Annotated in this window: 25 protein-coding genes; 15 read left to right on the top strand and 10 right to left on the bottom strand. The window is 33.1% G+C overall.

The genetic code is table 11. The features are described from left to right. The first annotated feature begins 43 nt into the window (after positions 1 to 43). Positions 44 to 325 carry a phage holin family protein gene (locus tag TOL5_RS10995; protein WP_005028957.1) on the top strand — a complete coding sequence of 94 codons (282 nt, stop codon included), beginning with the start codon at positions 44 to 46 and terminating at the stop codon, positions 323 to 325. Further along, positions 322 to 1,113: a TIGR02594 family protein gene (locus TOL5_RS10990; RefSeq protein WP_221260321.1), complete on the top strand. Its 792-nt coding sequence runs from the start codon at positions 322 to 324 to the stop codon at positions 1,111 to 1,113. The genes TOL5_RS10995 and TOL5_RS10990 overlap by 4 nt, the downstream gene beginning before the upstream one ends. A 130-nt stretch (positions 1,114 to 1,243) precedes the next feature. Here the strand turns inward: TOL5_RS10990 and TOL5_RS10985 are convergent, their stop codons facing one another. Beyond that, the gene (locus tag TOL5_RS10985; RefSeq protein ID WP_005028955.1) at positions 1,244 to 1,723 is read right to left on the bottom strand and encodes a hypothetical protein; all 480 of its coding nucleotides are present in this window, start codon (positions 1,721 to 1,723) and stop codon (positions 1,244 to 1,246) included. A gap of 364 nt (positions 1,724 to 2,087) precedes the next feature. Here TOL5_RS10985 and TOL5_RS10980 point away from each other — a divergent pair, with 364 nt between their 5' ends. From TOL5_RS10980 to TOL5_RS10965, 4 genes are all read left to right on the top strand, one after another. After that, positions 2,088 to 2,585, top strand: a complete 498-nt coding sequence (locus tag TOL5_RS10980; RefSeq protein ID WP_221260320.1) for a GNAT family N-acetyltransferase — start codon at positions 2,088 to 2,090, stop codon at positions 2,583 to 2,585. Between the two features lie 736 nt (positions 2,586 to 3,321). After that, a complete protein-coding gene (locus TOL5_RS10975) occupies positions 3,322 to 3,537 on the top strand; it encodes a cold-shock protein (RefSeq protein ID WP_005028951.1) in 216 nt (71 codons plus the stop codon). 111 nt (positions 3,538 to 3,648) lie between these two features. Further along, positions 3,649 to 3,876, top strand: a complete 228-nt coding sequence (locus TOL5_RS10970; protein WP_139422795.1) for a hypothetical protein — start codon at positions 3,649 to 3,651, stop codon at positions 3,874 to 3,876. 72 nt (positions 3,877 to 3,948) lie between these two features. Continuing rightward, a complete protein-coding gene (locus TOL5_RS10965; RefSeq protein ID WP_005028947.1) occupies positions 3,949 to 4,155 on the top strand; it encodes a hypothetical protein in 207 nt (68 codons plus the stop codon). A 792-nt stretch (positions 4,156 to 4,947) separates the two neighbouring features. Here the strand turns inward: TOL5_RS10965 and TOL5_RS10960 are convergent. Together TOL5_RS10960 and TOL5_RS10955 are read right to left on the bottom strand one after the other, a co-directional pair. After that, complete coding sequence (locus tag TOL5_RS10960) at positions 4,948 to 5,391, bottom strand: BLUF domain-containing protein (RefSeq protein WP_221260319.1); 444 nt, start codon at positions 5,389 to 5,391, stop codon at positions 4,948 to 4,950. A 481-nt stretch (positions 5,392 to 5,872) separates the two neighbouring features. Then, positions 5,873 to 6,112, bottom strand: coding sequence for a DUF2171 domain-containing protein (locus tag TOL5_RS10955; protein WP_221260318.1), 240 nt, complete (start codon positions 6,110 to 6,112; stop codon positions 5,873 to 5,875). A gap of 610 nt (positions 6,113 to 6,722) precedes the next feature. On the opposite strand from TOL5_RS10955, the gene TOL5_RS10950 reads away from it, so the two are divergent. Further along, positions 6,723 to 7,253 (top strand): hypothetical protein, encoded by a 531-nt coding sequence (locus tag TOL5_RS10950; protein WP_221260317.1) that lies wholly within the window; start codon positions 6,723 to 6,725, stop codon positions 7,251 to 7,253. 64 nt (positions 7,254 to 7,317) lie between these two features. On the opposite strand, the gene TOL5_RS10945 is transcribed toward TOL5_RS10950, so the two are convergent. The 3 genes from TOL5_RS10945 to TOL5_RS10935 form a co-directional block, all read right to left on the bottom strand. Further along, positions 7,318 to 8,613 carry a Y-family DNA polymerase gene (locus TOL5_RS10945; RefSeq protein ID WP_221260316.1) on the bottom strand — a complete coding sequence of 432 codons (1,296 nt, stop codon included), beginning with the start codon at positions 8,611 to 8,613 and terminating at the stop codon, positions 7,318 to 7,320. Continuing rightward, positions 8,610 to 9,227: a LexA family protein gene (locus tag TOL5_RS10940; protein WP_221260315.1), complete on the bottom strand. Its 618-nt coding sequence runs from the start codon at positions 9,225 to 9,227 to the stop codon at positions 8,610 to 8,612. Before TOL5_RS10940 ends, TOL5_RS10945 begins: the two co-directional genes overlap by 4 nt. Positions 9,228 to 9,320: 93 nt before the next feature. Continuing rightward, positions 9,321 to 9,965, bottom strand: a complete 645-nt coding sequence (locus tag TOL5_RS10935) for an SOS response-associated peptidase (RefSeq protein WP_221260314.1) — start codon at positions 9,963 to 9,965, stop codon at positions 9,321 to 9,323. 476 nt (positions 9,966 to 10,441) lie between these two features. On the opposite strand from TOL5_RS10935, the gene TOL5_RS10930 reads away from it, so the two are divergent. Both TOL5_RS10930 and fumC read left to right on the top strand, forming a co-directional pair. After that, positions 10,442 to 11,446 carry an NAD-dependent epimerase/dehydratase family protein gene (locus tag TOL5_RS10930; protein ID WP_005028938.1) on the top strand — a complete coding sequence of 335 codons (1,005 nt, stop codon included), beginning with the start codon at positions 10,442 to 10,444 and terminating at the stop codon, positions 11,444 to 11,446. Between the two features lie 162 nt (positions 11,447 to 11,608). Then, positions 11,609 to 13,003, top strand: a complete 1,395-nt coding sequence (fumC, locus tag TOL5_RS10925; RefSeq protein ID WP_035300888.1) for a class II fumarate hydratase — start codon at positions 11,609 to 11,611, stop codon at positions 13,001 to 13,003. A 124-nt stretch (positions 13,004 to 13,127) separates the two neighbouring features. Here fumC and TOL5_RS10920 read toward each other — a convergent pair whose 3' ends face one another. After that, positions 13,128 to 13,274 (bottom strand): hypothetical protein, encoded by a 147-nt coding sequence (locus TOL5_RS10920; protein WP_004830864.1) that lies wholly within the window; start codon positions 13,272 to 13,274, stop codon positions 13,128 to 13,130. Between the two features lie 235 nt (positions 13,275 to 13,509). Between TOL5_RS10920 and TOL5_RS10915 the strand changes: the two genes are divergently transcribed. Next, entirely contained in the window at positions 13,510 to 13,791 is a 282-nt protein-coding gene (locus TOL5_RS10915) for a hypothetical protein (protein WP_046759960.1), read from the top strand. Between the two features lie 63 nt (positions 13,792 to 13,854). Here TOL5_RS10915 and TOL5_RS10910 read toward each other — a convergent pair whose 3' ends face one another. Further along, positions 13,855 to 14,298, bottom strand: coding sequence for a BLUF domain-containing protein (locus tag TOL5_RS10910; protein WP_221260313.1), 444 nt, complete (start codon positions 14,296 to 14,298; stop codon positions 13,855 to 13,857). A gap of 400 nt (positions 14,299 to 14,698) precedes the next feature. On the opposite strand from TOL5_RS10910, the gene TOL5_RS10905 reads away from it, so the two are divergent. Then, positions 14,699 to 15,163 (top strand): hypothetical protein, encoded by a 465-nt coding sequence (locus TOL5_RS10905; protein WP_009585288.1) that lies wholly within the window; start codon positions 14,699 to 14,701, stop codon positions 15,161 to 15,163. 228 nt (positions 15,164 to 15,391) lie between these two features. Here TOL5_RS10905 and TOL5_RS10900 read toward each other — a convergent pair whose 3' ends face one another. Then, positions 15,392 to 15,532, bottom strand: a complete 141-nt coding sequence (locus TOL5_RS10900) for a hypothetical protein (protein WP_009585336.1) — start codon at positions 15,530 to 15,532, stop codon at positions 15,392 to 15,394. Between the two features lie 211 nt (positions 15,533 to 15,743). Between TOL5_RS10900 and TOL5_RS10895 the strand changes: the two genes are divergently transcribed. Together TOL5_RS10895 and TOL5_RS10890 are read left to right on the top strand one after the other, a co-directional pair. Continuing rightward, complete coding sequence (locus TOL5_RS10895) at positions 15,744 to 16,235, top strand: hypothetical protein (protein ID WP_042087046.1); 492 nt, start codon at positions 15,744 to 15,746, stop codon at positions 16,233 to 16,235. Between the two features lie 547 nt (positions 16,236 to 16,782). Next, a complete protein-coding gene (locus TOL5_RS10890) occupies positions 16,783 to 17,385 on the top strand; it encodes a nitroreductase family protein (protein WP_199936105.1) in 603 nt (200 codons plus the stop codon). 67 nt (positions 17,386 to 17,452) lie between these two features. Here the strand turns inward: TOL5_RS10890 and TOL5_RS10885 are convergent, their stop codons facing one another. Further along, entirely contained in the window at positions 17,453 to 19,240 is a 1,788-nt protein-coding gene (locus TOL5_RS10885) for an acyl-CoA dehydrogenase (RefSeq protein WP_009585313.1), read from the bottom strand. 126 nt (positions 19,241 to 19,366) lie between these two features. Between TOL5_RS10885 and TOL5_RS10880 the strand changes: the two genes are divergently transcribed. Both TOL5_RS10880 and TOL5_RS10875 read left to right on the top strand, forming a co-directional pair. Further along, positions 19,367 to 20,344 carry a GlxA family transcriptional regulator gene (locus TOL5_RS10880; RefSeq protein ID WP_009585297.1) on the top strand — a complete coding sequence of 326 codons (978 nt, stop codon included), beginning with the start codon at positions 19,367 to 19,369 and terminating at the stop codon, positions 20,342 to 20,344. A 293-nt stretch (positions 20,345 to 20,637) separates the two neighbouring features. Continuing rightward, entirely contained in the window at positions 20,638 to 21,075 is a 438-nt protein-coding gene (locus tag TOL5_RS10875) for a DUF2946 domain-containing protein (RefSeq protein ID WP_004830853.1), read from the top strand. Positions 21,076 to 21,225 lie beyond the last annotated feature (150 nt).

Genomic DNA, 21,225 nt, shown 5'->3' with positions numbered 1-21,225 from the left:
ACCCAATCGGGTGCTTTTTAATTGCCAAAAATTAGGGGGAATCATGCAGGAGCATGAGAAAAATTTTCTACTCATTCTTGTAGTAGGGCTGTGTATTGGATTTGCTAAGTTGCTTGTCTCTGATGAAAAACTGACGTGGCGTTTAGCGATAGGTCGAACAATTTTAGGAGGTGCAACATCAACAATCGCGGGAGCAATTGTTTTACAGATTCCTGACATCAATCCTCTTGCATTGATTGCAATAGCATCGGCATTAGGGATTTTAGGAAGCACATTTATTGAGTCTTGGCTAAAACGTCAAGCAAACACGTGGAGTATCAAATGAAATTAATCGATAACTGGAAACAGGCTTGGAAACTCAAGTCAGTACAAGTAGGCGCAATAAGCGCCATTTTTTTTGCCTTAAGCTTATTCTCTGAGCACTTTTTAATGATTTGGAATCTGATTCCTCAGGAAATTAAAAACTCAATTCCTGAAAATTGGAAAGAATACGTCGGCGCTTTTGTTGGTGTTGCTATGATTTTAGCACGTTTGAAAAAACAGCCTGAGTTGCATGAACCACAGTTGAATTTAACAGGTGTCAATACACTGATCTCGGCAGCAGTATCCACTACAAATGATTTAGCTTGGATGATTGAAGCCAAGAAGCATTTAGGCTTAAAAGAAAACACAAGCAAAACAGCTCATAACCCAACAATCCTAAAATGGCTAAAATCGCTTGGTGCTTGGTGGCAAGAAGATGAAACACCTTGGTGTGGTACTTTTGTGGCTTGGTGTCTGAAGACTGCAGGTATTGCATATCCAAAGCACTGGTACCGTGCATTAGATTATGTCAATTATGGCTCTAAACTATTAAAACCTGCTTATGGTTGCGTAGCGATTAAAACTCGTAGCGGTGGTGGTCATGTATGCTTTGTTGCTGGTCGAGATATCAAAACTGGTAAGCTGGTTTGTATTGGCGGCAATCAGTCAAATATGGTTTGTTATGCACTATATAATGAGTCAGATTTTCAGGAATTCCGCTGGTATGGTAAAACCAATAGACCAGCCGAGTCGCGGTATAAGTTGCCAGTGTTGAGTGGGGTAACTTCTACCAAAGTGAATGAAGCCTAAAGCATTATTTGCAAAATATTACTTTGGCCAAACCTCATACCACACATGGCCAAAGTTCTAAAATTATATAATTCATTGTTTTTATGCTTATTCAAGTTTGCCTTTGTGATGGATTTATAAAGAATAAGGCTTAAATAGCTACAATTTTATTGTCAATATATCCAATAGGATAATGGCCTAAATAATATAACTCAGCAATAAACTCCCATTTTTGACCTAATTGTAAATATCTTTCAGTCATTAACTGTCTGAAACAGAAACAAATTGAATCACGAGCTGCAAGACTAAAATCATGTGGAGGTATTATGAACAACTCCTTATTCATGTCTCTTGTTGCATTTAAAATTTTCTTATTAATACATTTTCTCAAGTTCAATAATTCTGAGGTATTCTTTTGTTTTTTGTAAAATGGGTCTTCTTGGGAAATACTTGATGGTAACCATCTAAGTTTGTTATATTTTCCCTGAAAGTCCTCGTCTGAATGACTTAAAAAAGCTTTACCTAAATTTTCTATTAAAATAACTCTATCATCATCGATATTGTTAATTCCCATTTTAGAAAAAAAATTAGTATTTTCAATTTTTCTTAAATCATCATTGATATCAAACATGAACTCACTCAAACTTTTATAAGGCTCTAAGGAAATTTTTAATCCTTTCTTGTATTCTAACCTTCCTAATGAGACTAGGCTACTATGTGGAATATTGTATTGATAAGTTGAAAAATCATGATTTTAAGGAATTTCCTCCCCGCGTTTTTATGATTCCTAAAGAAAGGGAGAAGTTAAGCTAAAGCACTATCAACTGATGGACACGCAGCTGATGCAGAAAGATTAATAGAGTCGTGGCCCTCTGAGTGAGGGTTATCTCAAAAATGGTTATTAATTTGAATTAGGTTTAATTATAGTTTCTAAAAATTTTGATAAGTATTTTATGCTAAAGTTAAAGCATGTTAATTTTCTAATATATAAGTACATGTTAAATATTGAAGTTAAAATTTTAAGTAAAAATGAGCTTGAAGACTTTAGAGCTATTAGATTATCGGCTTTAGAAAAAGCACCAGAGATGTTCGGATCCACGTACTTAGCTGAGGTGGATAAACCTTTAATTTTTTTTGAAGCTTGTTTAACAAATTCAACAGTATTTGGTGTATTTCATAAAAATAAAATAATAGGTTTAGCCACATTAACTCAAGAAATTAGTTCAAAACTTTCTCACAAGGCATACTTATCAAGTGTTTTTATTGAGCCTGATTTTCATAAAAAAGGTATTGCAAGTCAGCTGCTTACTGCAATTGTGGACTATAGTAAAAATCATATTGAACAAATTTTACTCACTGTTGCGGATAATAACAAACCAGCAATTCAACTCTATAAAAAATTTGGTTTTGAAACTTATGGAATTGAAAAAAAAGCATTGAAAGATAATGGAAAATATATTGATGAAATTATGATGAAGCTTTTTGTATTGTAGAATATTATATTATATCAGTAACTTCATGATCCATTACCCTAAACTCTTAAAACTAGAGTCAGGGCAGGGCAAAGAAATCACACTATGGATCATTGATACTTTAGCTAAATAAAATGAGTGTAGCGCTTTAAATGTTGCGAAGAATAAAGCCCTCTCTGTGAGGGTTTTCTTTAATTAAAACATTAAAAATAATTGAAGGTTAAGGATTACATATTTCAAAAACAGTTCTTAAAAGTTGCTTTACTAAGACATATGATGTTTTAATTATTAAAAAACAATTGGTAATTTTTAATAAATTATCAAAAAATTCATTATGAATTATATTGGACAGTATAATTGATGGAAATAAATAATATTAAAAAGTAGAATTTACTAATGAGGTTTTTATTGCGTGTAAAAATAATTAAATCTAAAATTTTATTTTATAACAAGCCTATTAAAAAATAATATTAGATTTTAGGGGATAAAAAACATATAATTTTCAATGTGTAAGTTTAAAAACAATCCAATTCTATAAGTAAAATTAAAATAATTATAAAAGAAAACTTGATTATTGTTATTTTTCATATATAATTTACTTAACTAGAAAAAGTTATGTTTGGTAAATCTTCTCTAAGTACCGCAGTATTAGTCATAATCCTTCGTTTTTTTCAGATTTTAAGCTCCATTCTTTATTATTTCGATGTTACCGATAGTCAATAAAATGACTAAAATTTTAAAATAAATAGGATTTATTATGTCTAATTCAAATATCATGAAAGGTACTGTTAAGTGGTTTAACGAAACTAAAGGTTTCGGTTTTATTCAACCAGAATCTGGTCCAGATGTTTTCGCTCATTTTAGTGAAATCTCTAGCTCAGGTTTCAAAACGCTATCTGAAGGTCAATCTGTTGAATTCAGTATTGCACAAGGTCAAAAAGGCCCAACTGCTGTAAATATTGTTGCTCTATAAGTAGTTAAAAGCAGTACTAAATAAAAGCACTAATTAGTGCTTTTTATTTTCTCTTAAAAATTATTATTAGTAATTTTAAGATTGTCGATAATTTTAAATTTAGGATGTAAATTGTTAAAAATAAATGATTTAATTGCAAAATCTAAAAATGGTACAGAAATTCTTGTGTCTTTAATTCCTTTAAATAAAATACAAAGCACACGTGAAGGTTTTAAAACGGTTGAAGTTGGCAAAAGAGTTCTTCTTTCCTCTGGAATTGAAGTTGATTTAAATTTAGATGGACGTACCTTCTATACATCTATAAATCAATTATTTAAATTAAATCATAGAGTTGTTTAAATAAAACACGATTATTTTTTGAATACTTAGGCAGATCAATTATTTCTACCATAATTTTATTAGGATATCGCTATGCATAAACAAAATATAAGTGTTAAAGATCAGTTTGGAATTAAATATCTCATTCAAGCAACGGTAGATAATTATTTTGCTAATACTCAATGTTTTTCTAATGTAAAATATATTACAGTTGAAGGTGAAGACATACGACCTAGCTTTGAAATGTTTTTTCAAAGTACATTAAGTGGTAAAATTTTTAAGATTGTTAAAATTTCTTAAAGATTATTAAATCTTTTCAGATGAATTTTTTTAAGTCATTATAGATATTTTCTTTAAGAAATAATCTAATATTAAGTCTGGTAACAGGCTTTTTTAATGGGTTGTTCATATGAGTACAAAAACTTTGAGTTTAAAGCTTTGAAGGGTATAAAGATTAGGTAATTAAATAAGGCTTTGTTCTTAGTAATAGTTTTGGAATTTAAACTATTAAAAAAACAAAACAAGCGAAAGGAAAAATTTCTGAAATTTTAAACTCTAAGCCATTGAAATTTATCACTAATAATAAATTAATATAATTAAGCTGTATTAAATATTTAAAATGTGTATATTGTATTTTGAATCTATAAGGCAGTATCTTTTGAATATATATCAATTAGTTCTACAGGATGCGGAATTTAAATTACATAAAATTGTTAAGAAAAAAGATATAATCTTCAATTCTTTTACAAAGGAGAAAAATGAATTTTCGGTTTGGATCTACTCAGAAACATCTGAGTTTTTTTTCATTGAGTTGTGGGATGAGCTTGAAAAGGTCTCAATCAATCAAAAAATAAAATTTAAAGAATTTGTGTTTACAGTGATAAGTATCAACGATAATGATAAAATTTATTATTCTTAGATACAGCATAACATTGGTTGATAAAATAAAGTGTGAAAAATTCAAAATTAATTTTTTATATTCAATAACCTATGTAAACTAATTTCATTCAGAATCAATTTTTCTCAACTCATACTCCGAGTTAGATATTCAAAAAACATAGCCCTTTAAGTGAGGGCTTTATATGTCAAATCTTATTCAGAATAATCATTTATATCTATTTCTGGTTCGCCAGCTAATAACGAAACGAAATCTACAGTAGTCTCAGCAGTTAAAAGATATGGATTGAATTCATCTAGATGATTAGTCATAAAAAATTCTGTAATTTTCTTATTAACAGGTAAAAATTTCATACTCCATTGACTGAAAAAGTTAATATCACATTGAATATAATAAAGTATCTCACAATTTACATGGCGACTATCTTTTAAAATCTTATTGTAAAACAATTTATCAATAACTGATTTTTTACCTTCCAAACATTGAACAAAGTATCCATGACCATAGTATAAAACACCTTTAACTTCGTGCTTGTAATTGAAATCAATAGCCTCGTTAAGAATACTCATTAAGGTATTTTTTATGTTGGAATCTTGATTAACTAATTTACTTACATACAACAATCTTACAGATTCCATTAGGAAGTTCAGCTTAAGTGAAGGAATTTCTTTATACAGGTAATTTAAACTATTGTATATAACTAAAATTATTAAAAAAAATGCCTGTAGGATACAGGCAAATCTTGTATTTCTTTATTGTAATTGACCACTCTCTCCAATGGTCAAATTCAGTATATCCTGTTTAAATTTGATTAAAAACGCAGCGAAATGGTTGGGTTATATGCTAATCATTGTATTGCTACAATCATCTATCCTAATTGGGACATAATGCCTTTGTCAGAAGTGAGTGCTTTGAATGATACGAACACGAAAGTCATGATCATACCCCTAAATTGTTATCTTTAAAGTCAATCTTTAAATTCTCAGATTGTAAAACATAAAAAGTAATTACAATTAAAACCTATTGATGGAAAATCAGTAATATACTGATAATTAGATGAAAAAAATGCCAATCAAAATGATTGGCATTTCTGAAATAGCAAATTACCTAAGTTGAAACCTATAATGTTTGCCATTCATTTCTTGCTTCTTCCGAATTTTTATTCAAAATGACATTACCGTCTTTAACTTCACTTACCCAACTTAATGGAATTAAGTGATGCTCATTATGTTCATCATCACTACGAGTCAATTTGATTGAATCTTGTCCTTGAAGATGATCAACTTTTCCGATCTCTGTACCACATGAAGCAATCACTGAAGCATGTTCTTTAATATCATTTGCATTAACGTTAGTCATAATGTTTGCCTGTTTATTGTTTAAGTTGAGATGTCAGTCTATGAGACAAATAAAATTAATGATGTAATTATTTTCAATGTTTTAAGTTGTATTAGGTTAAGAATGTAAGATTAAAAGATTTTTTAATTTGTAAGAATTAAACAAGTGTTAATATGAATTTGTATATTGAAATTTTTTTTAATGTGAATTTGGTCTCGATAAAAATTTTTTCTTAAATAATTTTTCTGCTTTATTTGTGATGTAGATCTAATTTAAATGTTTTAATGATAATTAAATTATTACTCAATTTTTGTGTAATTTATATCTAATTGTTAGTAATTAACACTTTAAGTACATGTTTTATTGTGATTTGTGTTTGATTGATGAAGAATGATGTTTAAATTTGTTGTATTGTAATTTTATATTATTTATGAAATTTTTAGATAATTGTCGTCAATCAATGGATATAAGGGTTTTAAAAATTTTTAATTTTTAATAGAACTATTATTTTAAACAAACCTATCTAAAGAATATAACAAATATTAATATTTATAATAAATATTTACTCTACGATTGTCTTCGTTGAATGATTAGTTGGATTTAAAAACTTTAACAAAATAGAGGATTAAATATGTCAAATTCTAATATTGATAATGAAGTTGTTCAGAATATGACTAAAGAGCAACGTAAGCAATTAAATGCCGATCCTATTTCTGGTGAACCAGGTGCACACCCGGTTGGTACTGGTGTAGGAGCAACAGGTGGTGCGGTTAGTGGAGTTGCTATTGGAGCTGTTGGTGGACCAGTAGGTGCTGCAGTCGGTGGAGTAGTAGGCGCAGTTGTTGGAGGATTAGCTGGAAAAAGCATTTCTGAAGCTGTAAATCCAACAGATGAAGACGTTTATTGGCGCGAAACCTATAACACTCGACCTTACTACAAAGATACTATTAACTTATATGATGATGTTGACTACGATCGTGATTATCGTGATGCATATCAATTAGGGTACATCTCTAGAAGCAATTACCCTTATGAAACAAAGTTTGAAGAAGTCGAAGCAGATTTAAAACTTCAATGGGAAAAAACCAAAAGAGAGTCTCGTTTGAAATGGGAAGAAGCAAAACATGCGGTTAAAGATGCTTGGGATAGAGTAACTCGATAACCATGAACAAAAATAGCCCTATAAGGGCTATTTTTGCTAATAAATTTAAATAAATTTTTTAATGCTACTTAACTTTAATTAATCCGTTTTTTGTAAAATAGTTTTTTGAAAGCATATCTCGACTCATAGACCATTTTCTATCTTTAAAATAGCATGGACCAACTGAAATTTTGGTTTTGCCAAACTTTGTTTGTATTTCTTCATAAGCTTTCATTAAGCTTTCATTCGTAATTCTAGTTTGATGATCTGAAAGAAGGTCGGGGATATGATTTGATTTCAGAATTAACTCTGAATAAAAAACACCACATTTCTTATACTTGATGCCAGGCTTATAAATTTTCTCTAATAACAAGTAAGCGACTTCAACCAGATCTAAAACACAATCAGTAGGTTCTGAAAATTTGTATGTTTGAGCTTTGCTGTAATACGGCACAGAAGCATCAAAAGGATTAGATTGAACAAAAGCTGTGATCACACCACATAATAATTTTTCCTTTCTCAATCGACCTACGGCATCTTGAACATATTTCGACATTGCTTCTTTCAAGTCCTGCAGCTCTGTGATTTTGACGCCAAATGATCTGCTTGCAACAATCTGTTGTTTAGGCTTGGGTTGATCATCAATTTGCATACATGAGATGCCTTGAAGCTCCAGTACAGTTCTTTGCATGCAGACAGTGAACATTTTCCCCATAACTGGCGGATTAGCTTTCGATAGATCTAAAACAGTTTTAATCCCCATATCATTTAATTTCTTATTTTGCTTTCTACCCACACCCCAAACTTCGCCCACATCAACCAGTGACCAAAAATAGTCACGGTGCCTTGGGTTCATAGTTGCAAGATCACACACTCCATCAAAGCGTTTACCTTTCTTAGCCATATGGTTGCCGATTTTAGCCTCAGTTTTACTGCGGCCAATTCCAATTGAGACTGGTAAGCCAATCCATTCCTGAATGCGAGAGCGCATTCCCTGGCAATACTCCACAAGATCATAGTTATGTTTAAAGCTTGTAAGATCTAGAAAGCATTCATCTATGCTATAAATTTCTTGTTCGTGTGGAGCCACATAACTTGCAAGTATCGAATGAAATCGGCGTGACATTTCCGCATATATTGCATAGTTGCTCGAAAGTACTTGAACATGATTTTTCTGTACAACATCTTTAATCTGGAATAAAGGAACCCCCATCTTAATTCCCATTTGCTTGGCTTCATTGCTTCGGGCAACTGCACACCCATCGTTATTAGATAAAACTATGACTGGGACATTGTTTAACTTTGGATTAAAGAAACGTTCACACGAGACATAGCAATTATTGATATCAATAAGTGCAAATATCTTTTCTTCATGTTTCATTTGAAGTTCTTAATAACTTTGGTGACAACACCCCAAATTACCAATTCTTGTTCTGATCGAGGAAGTATTGGCTGATACTCAATGTTTTCAGGTTTGAGCCAAACGGCTGGTAAATCTTTAAAATCATATTGCTTCTGAAAAATATCAAACAATTCATGATGTGACATTTGTTGTGTAATCATCAATCTTTTAACAGTAAATTCATTATCAATGAATGCAACGACAACATCATAATGTTGAGAGCGAATGCTTCTATCAACAATTAAGTAATCGTTAACTTCAATTCCCACATCTTTCATTGAAAGAGACTCAACCTGGACAATAAAAGTTGCATCTTTGTTTGAGATCAATAGATCATTCATATCGACAGTTTTATCAATATAATCTTCGGCTGGGGAGGGAAAACCGGCAGCAATTTTGTTTAAAACTAAGGGGATTGAAGCATTAGTTATTGCTTGAAATGATGAGATTTTTGATATGTCAGGAATATGCTGAGATTTTAAAAAATGCTCTTTAATATCAATGACTTTAGAACCTTTCAAGGGTGCTAGACTTGCTTCATTTAACTTTAACAACTTAGCTTTTGATAAGCTGTTATATAGGTTAATGTTCATAAATTACACCACTTGAATATGTTACATAATCAAGATTTTAAAATGTAATAAATGAAATTTCAAATTTAAATGCTGTGGATAATCAATACTAAATTAGAAGAGGTCATTTTGTTTGACTGATTCAGATGAATGGTCACGTGAAAATGTTACATATTCATCTGTAAGCTCAAAGAAATATTCGTGAGCATGTTCATTGTCGGCATTGAGCCAGTCTTTGCGATATTTTTCTGGGATGACAATGATTGAACGCTTCTCATCTGTCGGAGCGTGAAATTGCTTCATGAATGGGTGATGATCTGCATTGATCGTAAGCATCGAAAACGATCTGACTTTTGAGTCTTTAATTACAGCATCATCATAAATAGCAGCAACTGTAAAAGGCTGATTATCTTCACGCTTTATTGTGTACCAGTGTGCTTTGCCATCTATATACTTAGGTTCATAAAATTCTTGGACGGGTACCAAGCAAAATTTACTGTATTTCCATGCGTGTCTAAAACTTGGCTTTTCGGCTACAGTTTCAGTTCTTGCATTATAAGTATAAGAACTGAATTTAAAATCTTTAGCCCAAGCGGGCAAAAGCCCAAACTTACCGAAATCCAAATCAAAATCTTTCATGATAATTGGTGCATGATACCCTGGGTAAACATGCGGTTTTAATTCCAAATCTAACGGACCAACCTCGACATTAAGTCGGGTGAGGGCACTTCGTTTGGGAAATTCATAATTAGAGCACATTTTTTATTCTCGATATGAAAAACGGAATGCTATGTATAAATACAATATCTCTTATATCTATAGAATTCACTGGGGATTTGTTTAATTTGCAAAATATTACTTTGGTCAAACTTGATATCAAGTTTAACTAAACTTATTAAAAATTAATAAAATTTTGTTTTTATTGGTTTTTTTATTTAACCTAAAGGGCGAACTATTACAAAAATAAAAGTATTGGTCTAGGGCTATTTTTCCAATAATAAGGTATTTTTTGTAAAAGTGGATGAAATGTGGATTTTATATTTCCAACCATAACTGAACTGCAACACACACTATATTTGTAAGGCGGTAAGATTAAATTAATGATCATGTAGGTTAATAAGTTAAGGATATTTAAGTTGGTTTTAGTTTTTCTGGCTAGTGGATAAATTAATGAACGCACCAAATAAACACCGAAATTATGCAAGTAATTGATTTTTAAAAGGAGTATCTATACAATGATTTTAGTGACTGGTGGTTTAGGCTTTATAGGCTCGCATGTGGTTTTAAGTTTGCTAGCTCAAAGGCAAGAGGTCGTCATTGTTGATAATCTAGCCAATGCAAATCTGCAGTGTTTAGAGCGTTTAGAATTTATTACAGGAATGTATATCCCATTTGTCAAAATTGATATTCGTAATACTCCTGCACTAAATAAAGTATTTGAACAATATTCAATAGATACCGTTGTACATTGTGCAGGGTTCAAATCCATTGAAGAATCTAATCTGAAACCTCTTGAATATTATAATGACAATGTCAGTTGTATTATGAGTTTATTGCGAGCAATGCAACGCACAGGGGTCAGAAGTCTGGTTCATCTTTCTAGCCTTATGGTTTATGCACAATCGAGTTTAGATTTAAACGAAGAAATTGCTTTTAATTATTCTTATCCGAATCCTTATATTAAATCTCAACAGATGATTGAAGAAATCATCAAGGACACCTTTAGAACGGATCAGGAATGGAAAATTGCAACGCTTAGGGTATCCAACGTGGTTGGTGCTTTTGAACATGGTGTATTGGGGGAGTTTGTTACTCCACTACCGAAAAATATTGTGCCATTAGCATTGCAGGTCGCTGCACAACAGCGAGATTTGATTGAAGTTCACCGTCACGCCAATACCCAAGATAAAACCACTGAGCGTAGTTTTGTACATGTACTTGATGTTTGTGATGCGATCCAGTCCAGTATCTATTGGCTACAAGAGCAGAACAATGTCTGTGAAAGTTTTGATATTTCAGGGACTGTAAGTTCGATTCAAGATTTAATCAATACGATCGAGGATGTAACTGCACAGCAAATTCATCAAATTGATGCGGTTTACCAAATACATGAACTTGATCAAGTGGCTTCGAATAGCCATAAAGCGTTAGATGTTTTAAAGTGGGAGGCAAAGCGCTCACTTAAACAAATGATTCAAGATGAATGGCGTTTTTACCAAAATACCTTGAATAATTGTTGATGTGTAGAAAATGCATAGTTGTAAATAATTATCATTTACATTGATTGCCTATTTGTTTAGCATAGGATTTCGCTGGGGTAATGGCTTGTATTCATTGCATAAAGATGATCACATTATAAGCTGTCACTTGAAAATTAAATTCGGACGATTAAGAGGTTGAAAATGCAGACACGTATTGAGCACGACACAATGGGTGAAGTTGAAGTTCCTAGTGAGGCGATGTGGGGAGCACAAACTCAACGCAGTGTAGAAAACTTTAAGATCGGCACCGAACATATGCCTCGTCCTATGATTAAAGCAATGGGACTTGTTAAAAAAGCTGCAGCGATTACCAATGCGAGCCTCAATCAAATTCCGCAAGAATTATCCCAATATATCGTAGAAGCAGCTGACGAAGTGATTGCTGGAAATTGGGATAGTCAATTTCCTTTAGTGGTTTGGCAAACGGGTTCTGGTACACAAAGCAATATGAACTGTAATGAGGTGATTGCCAATATTGCCAATCAAAAACTCGGTAATCCTTTAGGTTCACAAAAACCTGTTCATCCTAACGATCATGTCAATCGTGCCCAATCTACCAATGATTCATTTCCAACAGCGATCCACGTGGCTGCTGCATTACAAATCAATGAATTACTCATTCCAGCAGTCAAACGTTTACGTGACACATTACATCGTAAATCTGAAGAATTTAATGATATTGTCAAAATCGGTCGTACACACTTACAAGATGCTACACCACTGACACTTGGGCAGGAGTTCAGTGGTTATGTGTCGCAACTGGATCATGGACTAAAGCGCTTACAGCAAGCTTTGATTTGGTTGTATGAGTTACCTTTAGGTGGTACTGCCGTGGGAACAGGTTTAAATGCTCATCCTGACTATGCCGAAAAAGCTGCTGAAGAATTAGCTAAATTAACTGGTCTTCCATTTATTACCAACCCTAATAAGTTTGAAGCACTTGCAGGGCGTGATGCAGCTGTATTCGCGTCAGGCGCATTAAAAACTTTAGCTGCGAGTCTTAATAAAATTGCCAATGATATCCGCTGGTTGGCGAGTGGTCCTCGTTGTGGTTTAGGTGAGCTGCGTATTCCTGAAAATGAACCAGGCTCAAGTATCATGCCAGGCAAAGTGAATCCTACGCAGTGTGAAGCAATGACGATGGTGGTTGCACAAGTGATGGGGAATGATACAACGATCAATTTTGCAGGTGCGGCAGGTAATTTTGAGTTAAATGTGTATATGCCTGTTATTGCATATAATCTTGTTCAATCTGTGCAGTTGCTTGGTGATGCTTGTAATAGTTTTGATGAGCATTGTGCAGTAGGCATTGAACCAAATCGTGAAAAAATTGATTATTTTTTACATAACTCGTTGATGTTGGTGACTGCACTGAATCCTGTAATAGGTTATGAAAATGCAGCAAAAGTAGCGAAAACTGCTTATAAAGAAGATAAAACCTTAAAAGAAGTCGCTGTAGAGCTAGGCTTTGTCACTCCAGAACAATTTGACGAAGTGGTTCAACCTGAAAAAATGGTACATCCAAACGTTAAGTAGCTGAAAAATTTAAAAAAGGGCTAAAAATTTTTAGCCCTTTTTTTATACAATAAATATCAATGTTGAATAGCGTATGACTATGTTGAGTTGCTCGTTTAGAAATTTAAAAACAATGCTTATCCGCTTAACCTCGCCATGTAGAGAGCATATAGACAATAATTGCGATTAAAAATAATGCAACTATAAATAAAATATATTTCGGAATACGACGCTTTTCTTGTGCTTTCTCAATTCTTTCTTCAGTTGGAGAATGATTGTTATCGATTGACATATTCATTAACCTCAAATTAATTAAGTGCTTATTTTTTATCATGAAGCATTATTCTATTTGTTGTGTGAAAAAATGTAGTTGAAGCGTGAGGCACGTAAGTATATGAAACTTTACGTAGCAAGTTAAATTTAAAGAAAATTTTGAGAAATCCTACGCCGTACATCTATAGAGCTTGTAAAAGTCCTTAAATATTTTATACTTATAATTTATATGATAATGAGATGTATTCTTAATTATGTTTGATAAAATGTTTAAAGGAAAAAGTTTCGATAATTTTTTAAAATTAAGCTTTTTTATGTTTATGGTTCTAACTTTTTTATCTCTAGGTCAAAGTATTTATGACAGGGTAACGGGTGAAGCAGAACAAATTGTTTTAAAACCTGCTTTAACCTTTATGTTTTTTGCTTTTTTTGCCAAATATCAATATGCCTTCCAATATTGGGCAAAGCGTCTTGAACGAATTAATGAAGAGGAAAGACAGCGGCAACTTCGAATAGATCAAAAGAAAACAATTTAAGTTCAGTCTGAAAAACCACCTCTATGATTAAAAATCATGTGGTGGTTCTGTTACAAAGGAGGCTTATGCAACAAACTCGTTGACATGATATTCAGGTTCACAAGCCAAAATAGATATAAATTTTTCTGTTGTTTCGTCAGTGAGTAAGTAAGGATTGAACGCTTCTAAATGATACTGCATAAAAAATTCTGAAATATTTTTATTGATTGGGGAAAATTTCATCGTCCATTGTGAAAATAAGCATGTCTGATTTTCTGCATAATATAAGATTTCACAATTGATATGCCGTTCATCTTTGACAATTCGATTATAAAATAAATCATCAATGATGTTTTTATTTCCCTCTAAACATTGGACGAAATATCCATGTCCATAATAGAGCACACCAGTAACTCCATTACGATAATTAAAATCAATTGCTTCGTCTAAGATATTGATTAAATTTTGCTTTAAACCTGAATCTACTCTAGCAATTTTACTAACATATAAAAGTCGAACAGACTCCATCTTTGATTCTCTTTTTAAGGAGTGAGCTTTGATTGTTACACAAAACACGCTTAATCATATATTTTTATGTAAATATCAAGGAATTTTCAGATGAAATTAATGTTAATTTTCTTGTAAATGGAAAAAATAGACCTGCTTCCTGCAGGTCAGTATCCACTTTCTTTATTGTCGTGTTGACCACTCTCTTCAATGGTCAGGGATACTATACAGATGTTCTTTAATAAAAAAAACGCAGTAAATTAGTTGGAATAGTGGGCTAAGACTGAGCCAAAATTCATGATGGCGGTTTGATACAAATAGATTCATCATTTCTTTAGCATGTGTTATAAATATTCTATAGATGAACTCTATATGAATAGAATAATGGTTTAAACAACGACTTAAATAATGAGAACAAACAATGCGTTATTTATTTTTCTTACTCAGCCTATCAATATGTGCTGAATTAAATGCTCAAAGCCCATTAGACCAACCTTTTTTGCAAAGTGGGGCAGTAGATGAGCAATTTAATATCATTGATCTCAATGTTTACAACATGTTGGTCAAAGCAATTAATCACAATTTTAAGAACATTGCCACGGATCAATCAGAACGCGACTTTGTTGTTTCTCGAATTATGCTGATTAGCGATGGATTGTGGATTGAATCTGATATGAAAGATATTAAGTCTACAGAGGATTTAACAAAAAAATTTGATGATCAAAAATATCAGCGTTTGATTAAGCAAAATATGTGTAAAAAAGATGACTTACTTGAGTCAGAAGTTTTTAAAAAAACGACGCGTGGCAATTTTATTTATCAACTCAACAATGCCGATGGTGATTTTTTAAAAAGATTTACAATAAATTATAGAGAGTGTTTTTAAATTACTGATATTTAATGTGAATAATTTAATCGCAGTGATTCATTTAGCGATTTAGCATCCATGAGATTTTATGATTTAAGCATTAGTTTGATGTATTAAAACGATCAAATCAAAAACTGCTTGGTTTAATTTGTACTGATGATGAATGGACTGAATACTCGATTTGTTAATTCAGCTTTTTTTTTCATCATAGATCTAATCACATTGTTCATTCTCATTTAGTGATTCTCATTTAATGACTGATTTATCATTACTGTCATAATCAGACTGATACGTTCGAATCATTTCCATGTTTTCTACAGTCCAATCATATAAGGCATTAAAAGGCGCTTTCAGCGATTGACCAAGCGGTGTCAGAGCATACCCCATGCAAAAAATTTCAATCGGGTGGATTAAAAAATCATCATACTCAGTGGTTTTTTAATCATCCAAAATGCCTAAAAGAGTTTTTAATACTTAAATTAGAATTGAATATACTGTTATAATTGTGAGATTGCATTTTTTGCTGTTCTTTACTTATTTGTATTTTATATTTTATGAATAAATCATTTGAAACAGTGTCTTAACTAAGGATTTTTTAATGTTGTCTATTTATTTAACAGATGCCCAGAAACATGTTCAGTTTAAAGATTATCCTGGTGAACATCCTGTTAAATTTATTTTAAATTTCAAAAAGATTTTTCCTAGTGTGATGGAAATTTTACTTCCTGTACTCCCAGAAGATGAAGATCTAGAAAAAATGACATGGGAATCGACCAGTGAAGACTTTGAAACCTTTAAAAAACTATTGACAGGTTGGGGCGTGATCGAACTACGATTACAGGCAATCAGTCAATATAAAACCAAGGATTTTGCTGATCAACTGCTTAAACAAGCACAAGCCAAGCGTAAAGAATTTGCCAAACAACAGCAGCAATTGTCTACGGTTGAGCTAGATTATTTATTTATGCATGAAACACATGCCTTGATTGATGCTGAGTTGGTTGATCTTGGTGAAAAATTTTATTTGCCGACATTACGTGAGCTTTGGAAAAACACTGTATCTGCAAAGGTATTAAATGCACATTTTTAATTAAATCTCGAAAGTACATCATCGTTCACAAGGGCAGTCATTACTGTTCTTGTTGAACTTATAACGGTGTCATTTTAGGGGCTGATTATATTAAGTGGCTATAATGAATAGATAATAAAAAATAGAATAAAGATTGAACTGAGTAGACCCATTAAATTTAAGACTTTCATTTATAACTCATTGATTTTTTAAAGCAGTATAAAAGCTTAGAACTTTTGATTGCAGAAGATTATAAGGACGCTATTCAAAAATAAGATACTTATGTGTAATAAAGATGAAAAATTGTATAAATAGCAAACATGTTGTTCTGATAAAAATCAAATGGATCCATTAAGAAAACATTGGTGTGTGATCGAAGAGTAGTTAATGTTGATGATTTGTTTTTATTCAAAGTTTATATTGAAATCAGATATTCATAAGTCACTTATTTATGTTGTAATACTTCAGATTTTATCAATTCATTGAAATTAATGATTTTTTAAAATATCTTCACAATATTTTTAGTGCTATCGGATTTTCCCGAGGATATATCCAAGGATTTTAATTCATGTCGAATGTTTTTTTAGATTTAATTCATAAACGCCGTACCATTTATGCGATTGGACGTCATGTCAATCAATCTCCAGAATATCTTTCTGATCTCATTCAACAAGCAATCAAACAAAGTCCATCGTCTTTTAACTCGCAATCTTCTCGAGCGGTGATTTTGTTTAATGCTGAACATGAAAAATTTTGGAATTTTGTCAAAGCCCAACTCAAAACTTATGCTAAAGATGAAGCAAGTGCATTAAAAACCGAAGCAAAAATGGATAGTTTTATTGCAGGGTTTGGAACAGTATTATTCTTTGAAGACCAAGATGTCGTGAAAGATTTGCAAGCGCAATTTCCTTCTTATGCCGATAACTTTCCAGTATGGGCAGAACATTCTACCGCGATTGCACAGTTTGCAACATGGACCGCTTTAAATAGTGATGGCTTAGGTGCTTCTTTACAACATTATAATCCTATTGTAGATGAGCAAGTTCATGCTGAATGGGATATTCCTAAAAATTGGAAACTTCGTGCGCAGTTGGTGTTTGGTTCAATTGAAGCTGATGCGTCAGAAAAAACATATATGGATGATGCTGTGCGTTTTAAAGTGTTTAAATAACTTAAATACCTATTAAAAAAGCACCTTAACTTTGCAGTTAAGGTGCTTTCATTGAACTGTTTTGAATTTAAAACCACTCATTTTGCATCATTGAACATGTCTCATCGAAGCTGATTAGAAGTTTGGCTTGATGTTCAATTTCAGGAAGTTCCCACATTATAAAATAACGTGCTGCTTGAATTTTTCCAGCTAAAAAATCTATATCCTCTTGATGCGTTGATTCTTTAAACGCTTTTACTGCTTTATTGACCATCTCAAGCCATAACCAAGCAACCAGTAACTTTCCAAACATATCGAGATAGAGTGCTGAGTTGGCAAGGGCTTGTTTGGTTTTGCCTTGTCTAAGTGCAGCGCCGAGTATATTGGTGGTTTTTTCAATCGTGGCTAAATGCTTACAGAATATAGTAGCAATTTCGCGGGTAGCATCATCACTGACTTCATCAAGCGTTTGATGAATACGTTGCAACAGTAATTTTAAGCCTTGTTGATCATGTTGCCATAGTTTACGCCCCAATAAGTCCAAGGACTGAATGCCATAGGTACCTTCATGAATCGGATTGAGGCGATTATCACGGTAGCATTGCTCGACAGGATAGTCTTTTGTATATCCAGCACCGCCAAGCACTTGTATTGCTAAATCATTGGCTTTTGGACCATAGGCGGAGGAGAATGACTTCACGACTGGTGTAATCAAGTCTAAAAGAATCGCACTGTCTGTATTGTCCGCTGCCTGATGTTCATCAATCAAACGTGCAGCAAATAAGCATAAAGCCAATCCTCCTTCTACATAAGATTTTTGTGCCAATAACATTCGTTTTACATCACTATGCTCAATAATATTGACAGGTTTGCTGGATGGGTCCTTTTCCTCAGCCAATCGACCTTGAGGTCGATTTTTTGCATAGTTCAAAGATTCTAAATAGCCACGATAACCAATCATCGCTGCACCCAGACCTACACCAACGCGTGCTTCATTCATCATTTTGAACATGTATTTTAAGCCATCACCAGCTTGTCCAATAAGATAACCTTGGCATTGATCATTTTCACCAAAGCTAAGCACAGTCGAAGTTGTCCCTCTATAGCCCATTTTATGTAATAAACCACTCAAATGGACATCATTCGATTCTGCTACAGAACCATCTAAATGTGTTTTAAACTTTGGCACAATAAACAGTGAAATTCCTTTAACGCCTTGCGGCGCACCTTGAATTCTTGCTAAAACCAAATGAACAATATTTTCAGTAATATCTTGATCACCACCAGAAATAAACATTTTCTGACCTTTGATCAGATAGTTACCATCTGCTTGCGGAATCGCTTTGGTGGTCAAATCACCCAATGAAGAACCGACATTTGGTTCCGTGAGTGCCATTGTTCCAGCAAATCGACCATCAAACATTGCGGGTAAAAAGATTTGTTTGTGTTGAGGTGCAGCAAAGGCTTGAATCAGGTTTGCTGCGGCAGCAGTGAGAAATGGATATGCTGCTGTAGAAGGGTTGGCGGACATAAAAAATGAATGACATGCCATATGTATTAGAGTGGGAAGTTGCATCCCACCATGCTCATAATCATGCTGCGCGGACAATAAACCTGAAGCAGCATATTGTTGCCATGCAATTTTAACTTCAGGAATTGTTTTGACATTCGCGCCATCAAAAATAGGCTCATTTTGATCGGCTTTGGCATTATGCGGGACAAAATAGTCTGTTGCGATACCTTGTGCGGTATTTAATATGCTGTCAAAGGTGGTTTTATCATGTTCTTTGTAGCGGTTTAATTCAGTTAACTGTTCTGCTTCGAAAACTTGATAGAGCAAAAAGTTGAGATCTTTAGCATGAATCAATGACGACATAAAAATTCCTTTTTAAATACTTTTATTTTGAAACGAGCTTAATCAAAAAATATCAACATAAGACTTGTCAAAAATGACATCATCAGTGCTATAAATGACATTATTATTCTTACAGTATTTTTAGTCATGATTAAAATCACCGTGGTTGGGTTTGATGGTGCTTTGGCTTCAGCTTTGACCTGTATTGTTGATTTATTTTCAATGACTGGAGCCAGTTGGAATCGTATTCAGAACCAAGATGTTCAGAGACTCTTTCAAGTCCAAATTGCCAGTTTAAACGGAGATGCTATTCAATGTATAAACGGTATACAGATTCAGACTGACATCGCCTTTCATGCGGTTCAAGCTACGGATGTCATCGTTGTTCCGACGATAGGGGCTTCTATTGAACAGATTGTTAGCCAACAGCAAGGAGTAATAGACTTTATTCGATATGCAAACCAACAACAGTGGATGATTGTCGGTATGTGTACGGGTAATTTCTTTTTAGCAGAGGCTGGGATTTTAGATCAACGTCTAGCTACAACACATTGGGGGTTTAAAGATTTATTTGATCGCCGTTATCCAAATGTTAATTTAAAGACTGAGCAATTAATTACTCGCTCTGAACATATTTATTGTGCTGGTGGAGGATTGGCATGGTTTGATATGGGCTTGCATTTGATTGAACATTTTTATGGTTTTGAAATTGCGATTCAAACAGCGAAGTCTTTTGTGATTGATTATCGTCGTAGTAGTCAACTGTCTTATTCAATTCTACAAATTTCTAATCTTCATCATGATGAATTGGTGCAGCGTATACAACAATGGATAGAAGTTAATTTTGCAGAGCCGATCAGCATCGCTTTTTTAGCACAGCAGTTTAATGTGACTTTGAGGACTTTGATTCGCCGTTTTAAAACAGCTTTAGGTGTACCACCGAATAGTTATATTCAGGCGATTCGTATTGAAGCCGCGCAAAAGCGTTTAGAGGAAACAGAACAATCCATTGACATGATTATGCAAAGTGTTGGTTATCTTGATCCAAGTTCCTTTAGACGATTATTTAGAAAGAAGACAGGATTGACACCACTGGAGTATCGCCGTCGTTTTAGCCGTTGCTAAAATCCGCTTTATAGAAAGACTGACTATCATTTATCTTATGTAGTTTATAAATTAATCAATGTATCTATTCGAGTGATGATTTATATAGAAAATCTAAATGAAAAAAAGTGCAAAGTATTGCTAAAATAGTGCTAAAGAAGCTTTGAATAACAAAATAAATGTACTATAGTAATATAAGAAAAGTTGAGTAATGTGCTTGGTTTTTATTCAGTCATTATTGACCACAGATTAAGAATGACTGCATCAAGTGACATTTTCCTTTTTCGTATCTCTGTCAATATGAGCAATCAATTGTGTTAAGACGCAGTGGTTTGTTGCTAGCATTTGCAACAGTATTTTTACAGCTTGCGGTTTTTTTACAGCCGCTCTTGCCTGAACAATATCAAATTGCTCCGGTCTGTGAAGACATCACTCAATCTTTGTTACGTCCAACACATGCACATAGTCATCATGAGCAAGAATCTAGCTTTATTCATCACTATTTACACTTAGATCAGACACAACAGGCAACATCTTCAGGTCATGATCATCATGATATGAACCATCAATGCCAGTATTGCGTGGTCTATGGTAATTTGGTGATGCCACCTGAAATTGGCGTAAAAGAAATATTGGTGCGTATACAAATACGCTTATTGGCTTATGTTGAAGCCTTCCAACATGTCTATTTTGAATTACAGCGTTTATTTCTTATTCCTCAAGGGCGAGCCCCACCGATACGCTATACATAAACATATTCATCCATCCATTGCTTTGAAATGTTTAATTTTAAGCATGTAAAACAATCGGATGCTATTTCGAATTTATGATGTAGAGAATCACCATGATGTATTCAATTTTCCTCAAATGGCAGGAAATGATCCCTTGCATGCAATTTTTAG

It is taken from the genome of Acinetobacter sp. Tol 5, assembly GCF_019702905.1.
Lineage (GTDB): Bacteria > Pseudomonadota > Gammaproteobacteria > Pseudomonadales > Moraxellaceae > Acinetobacter > Acinetobacter bereziniae.
This window is presented reverse-complemented; position numbering and strand designations above follow the sequence as displayed.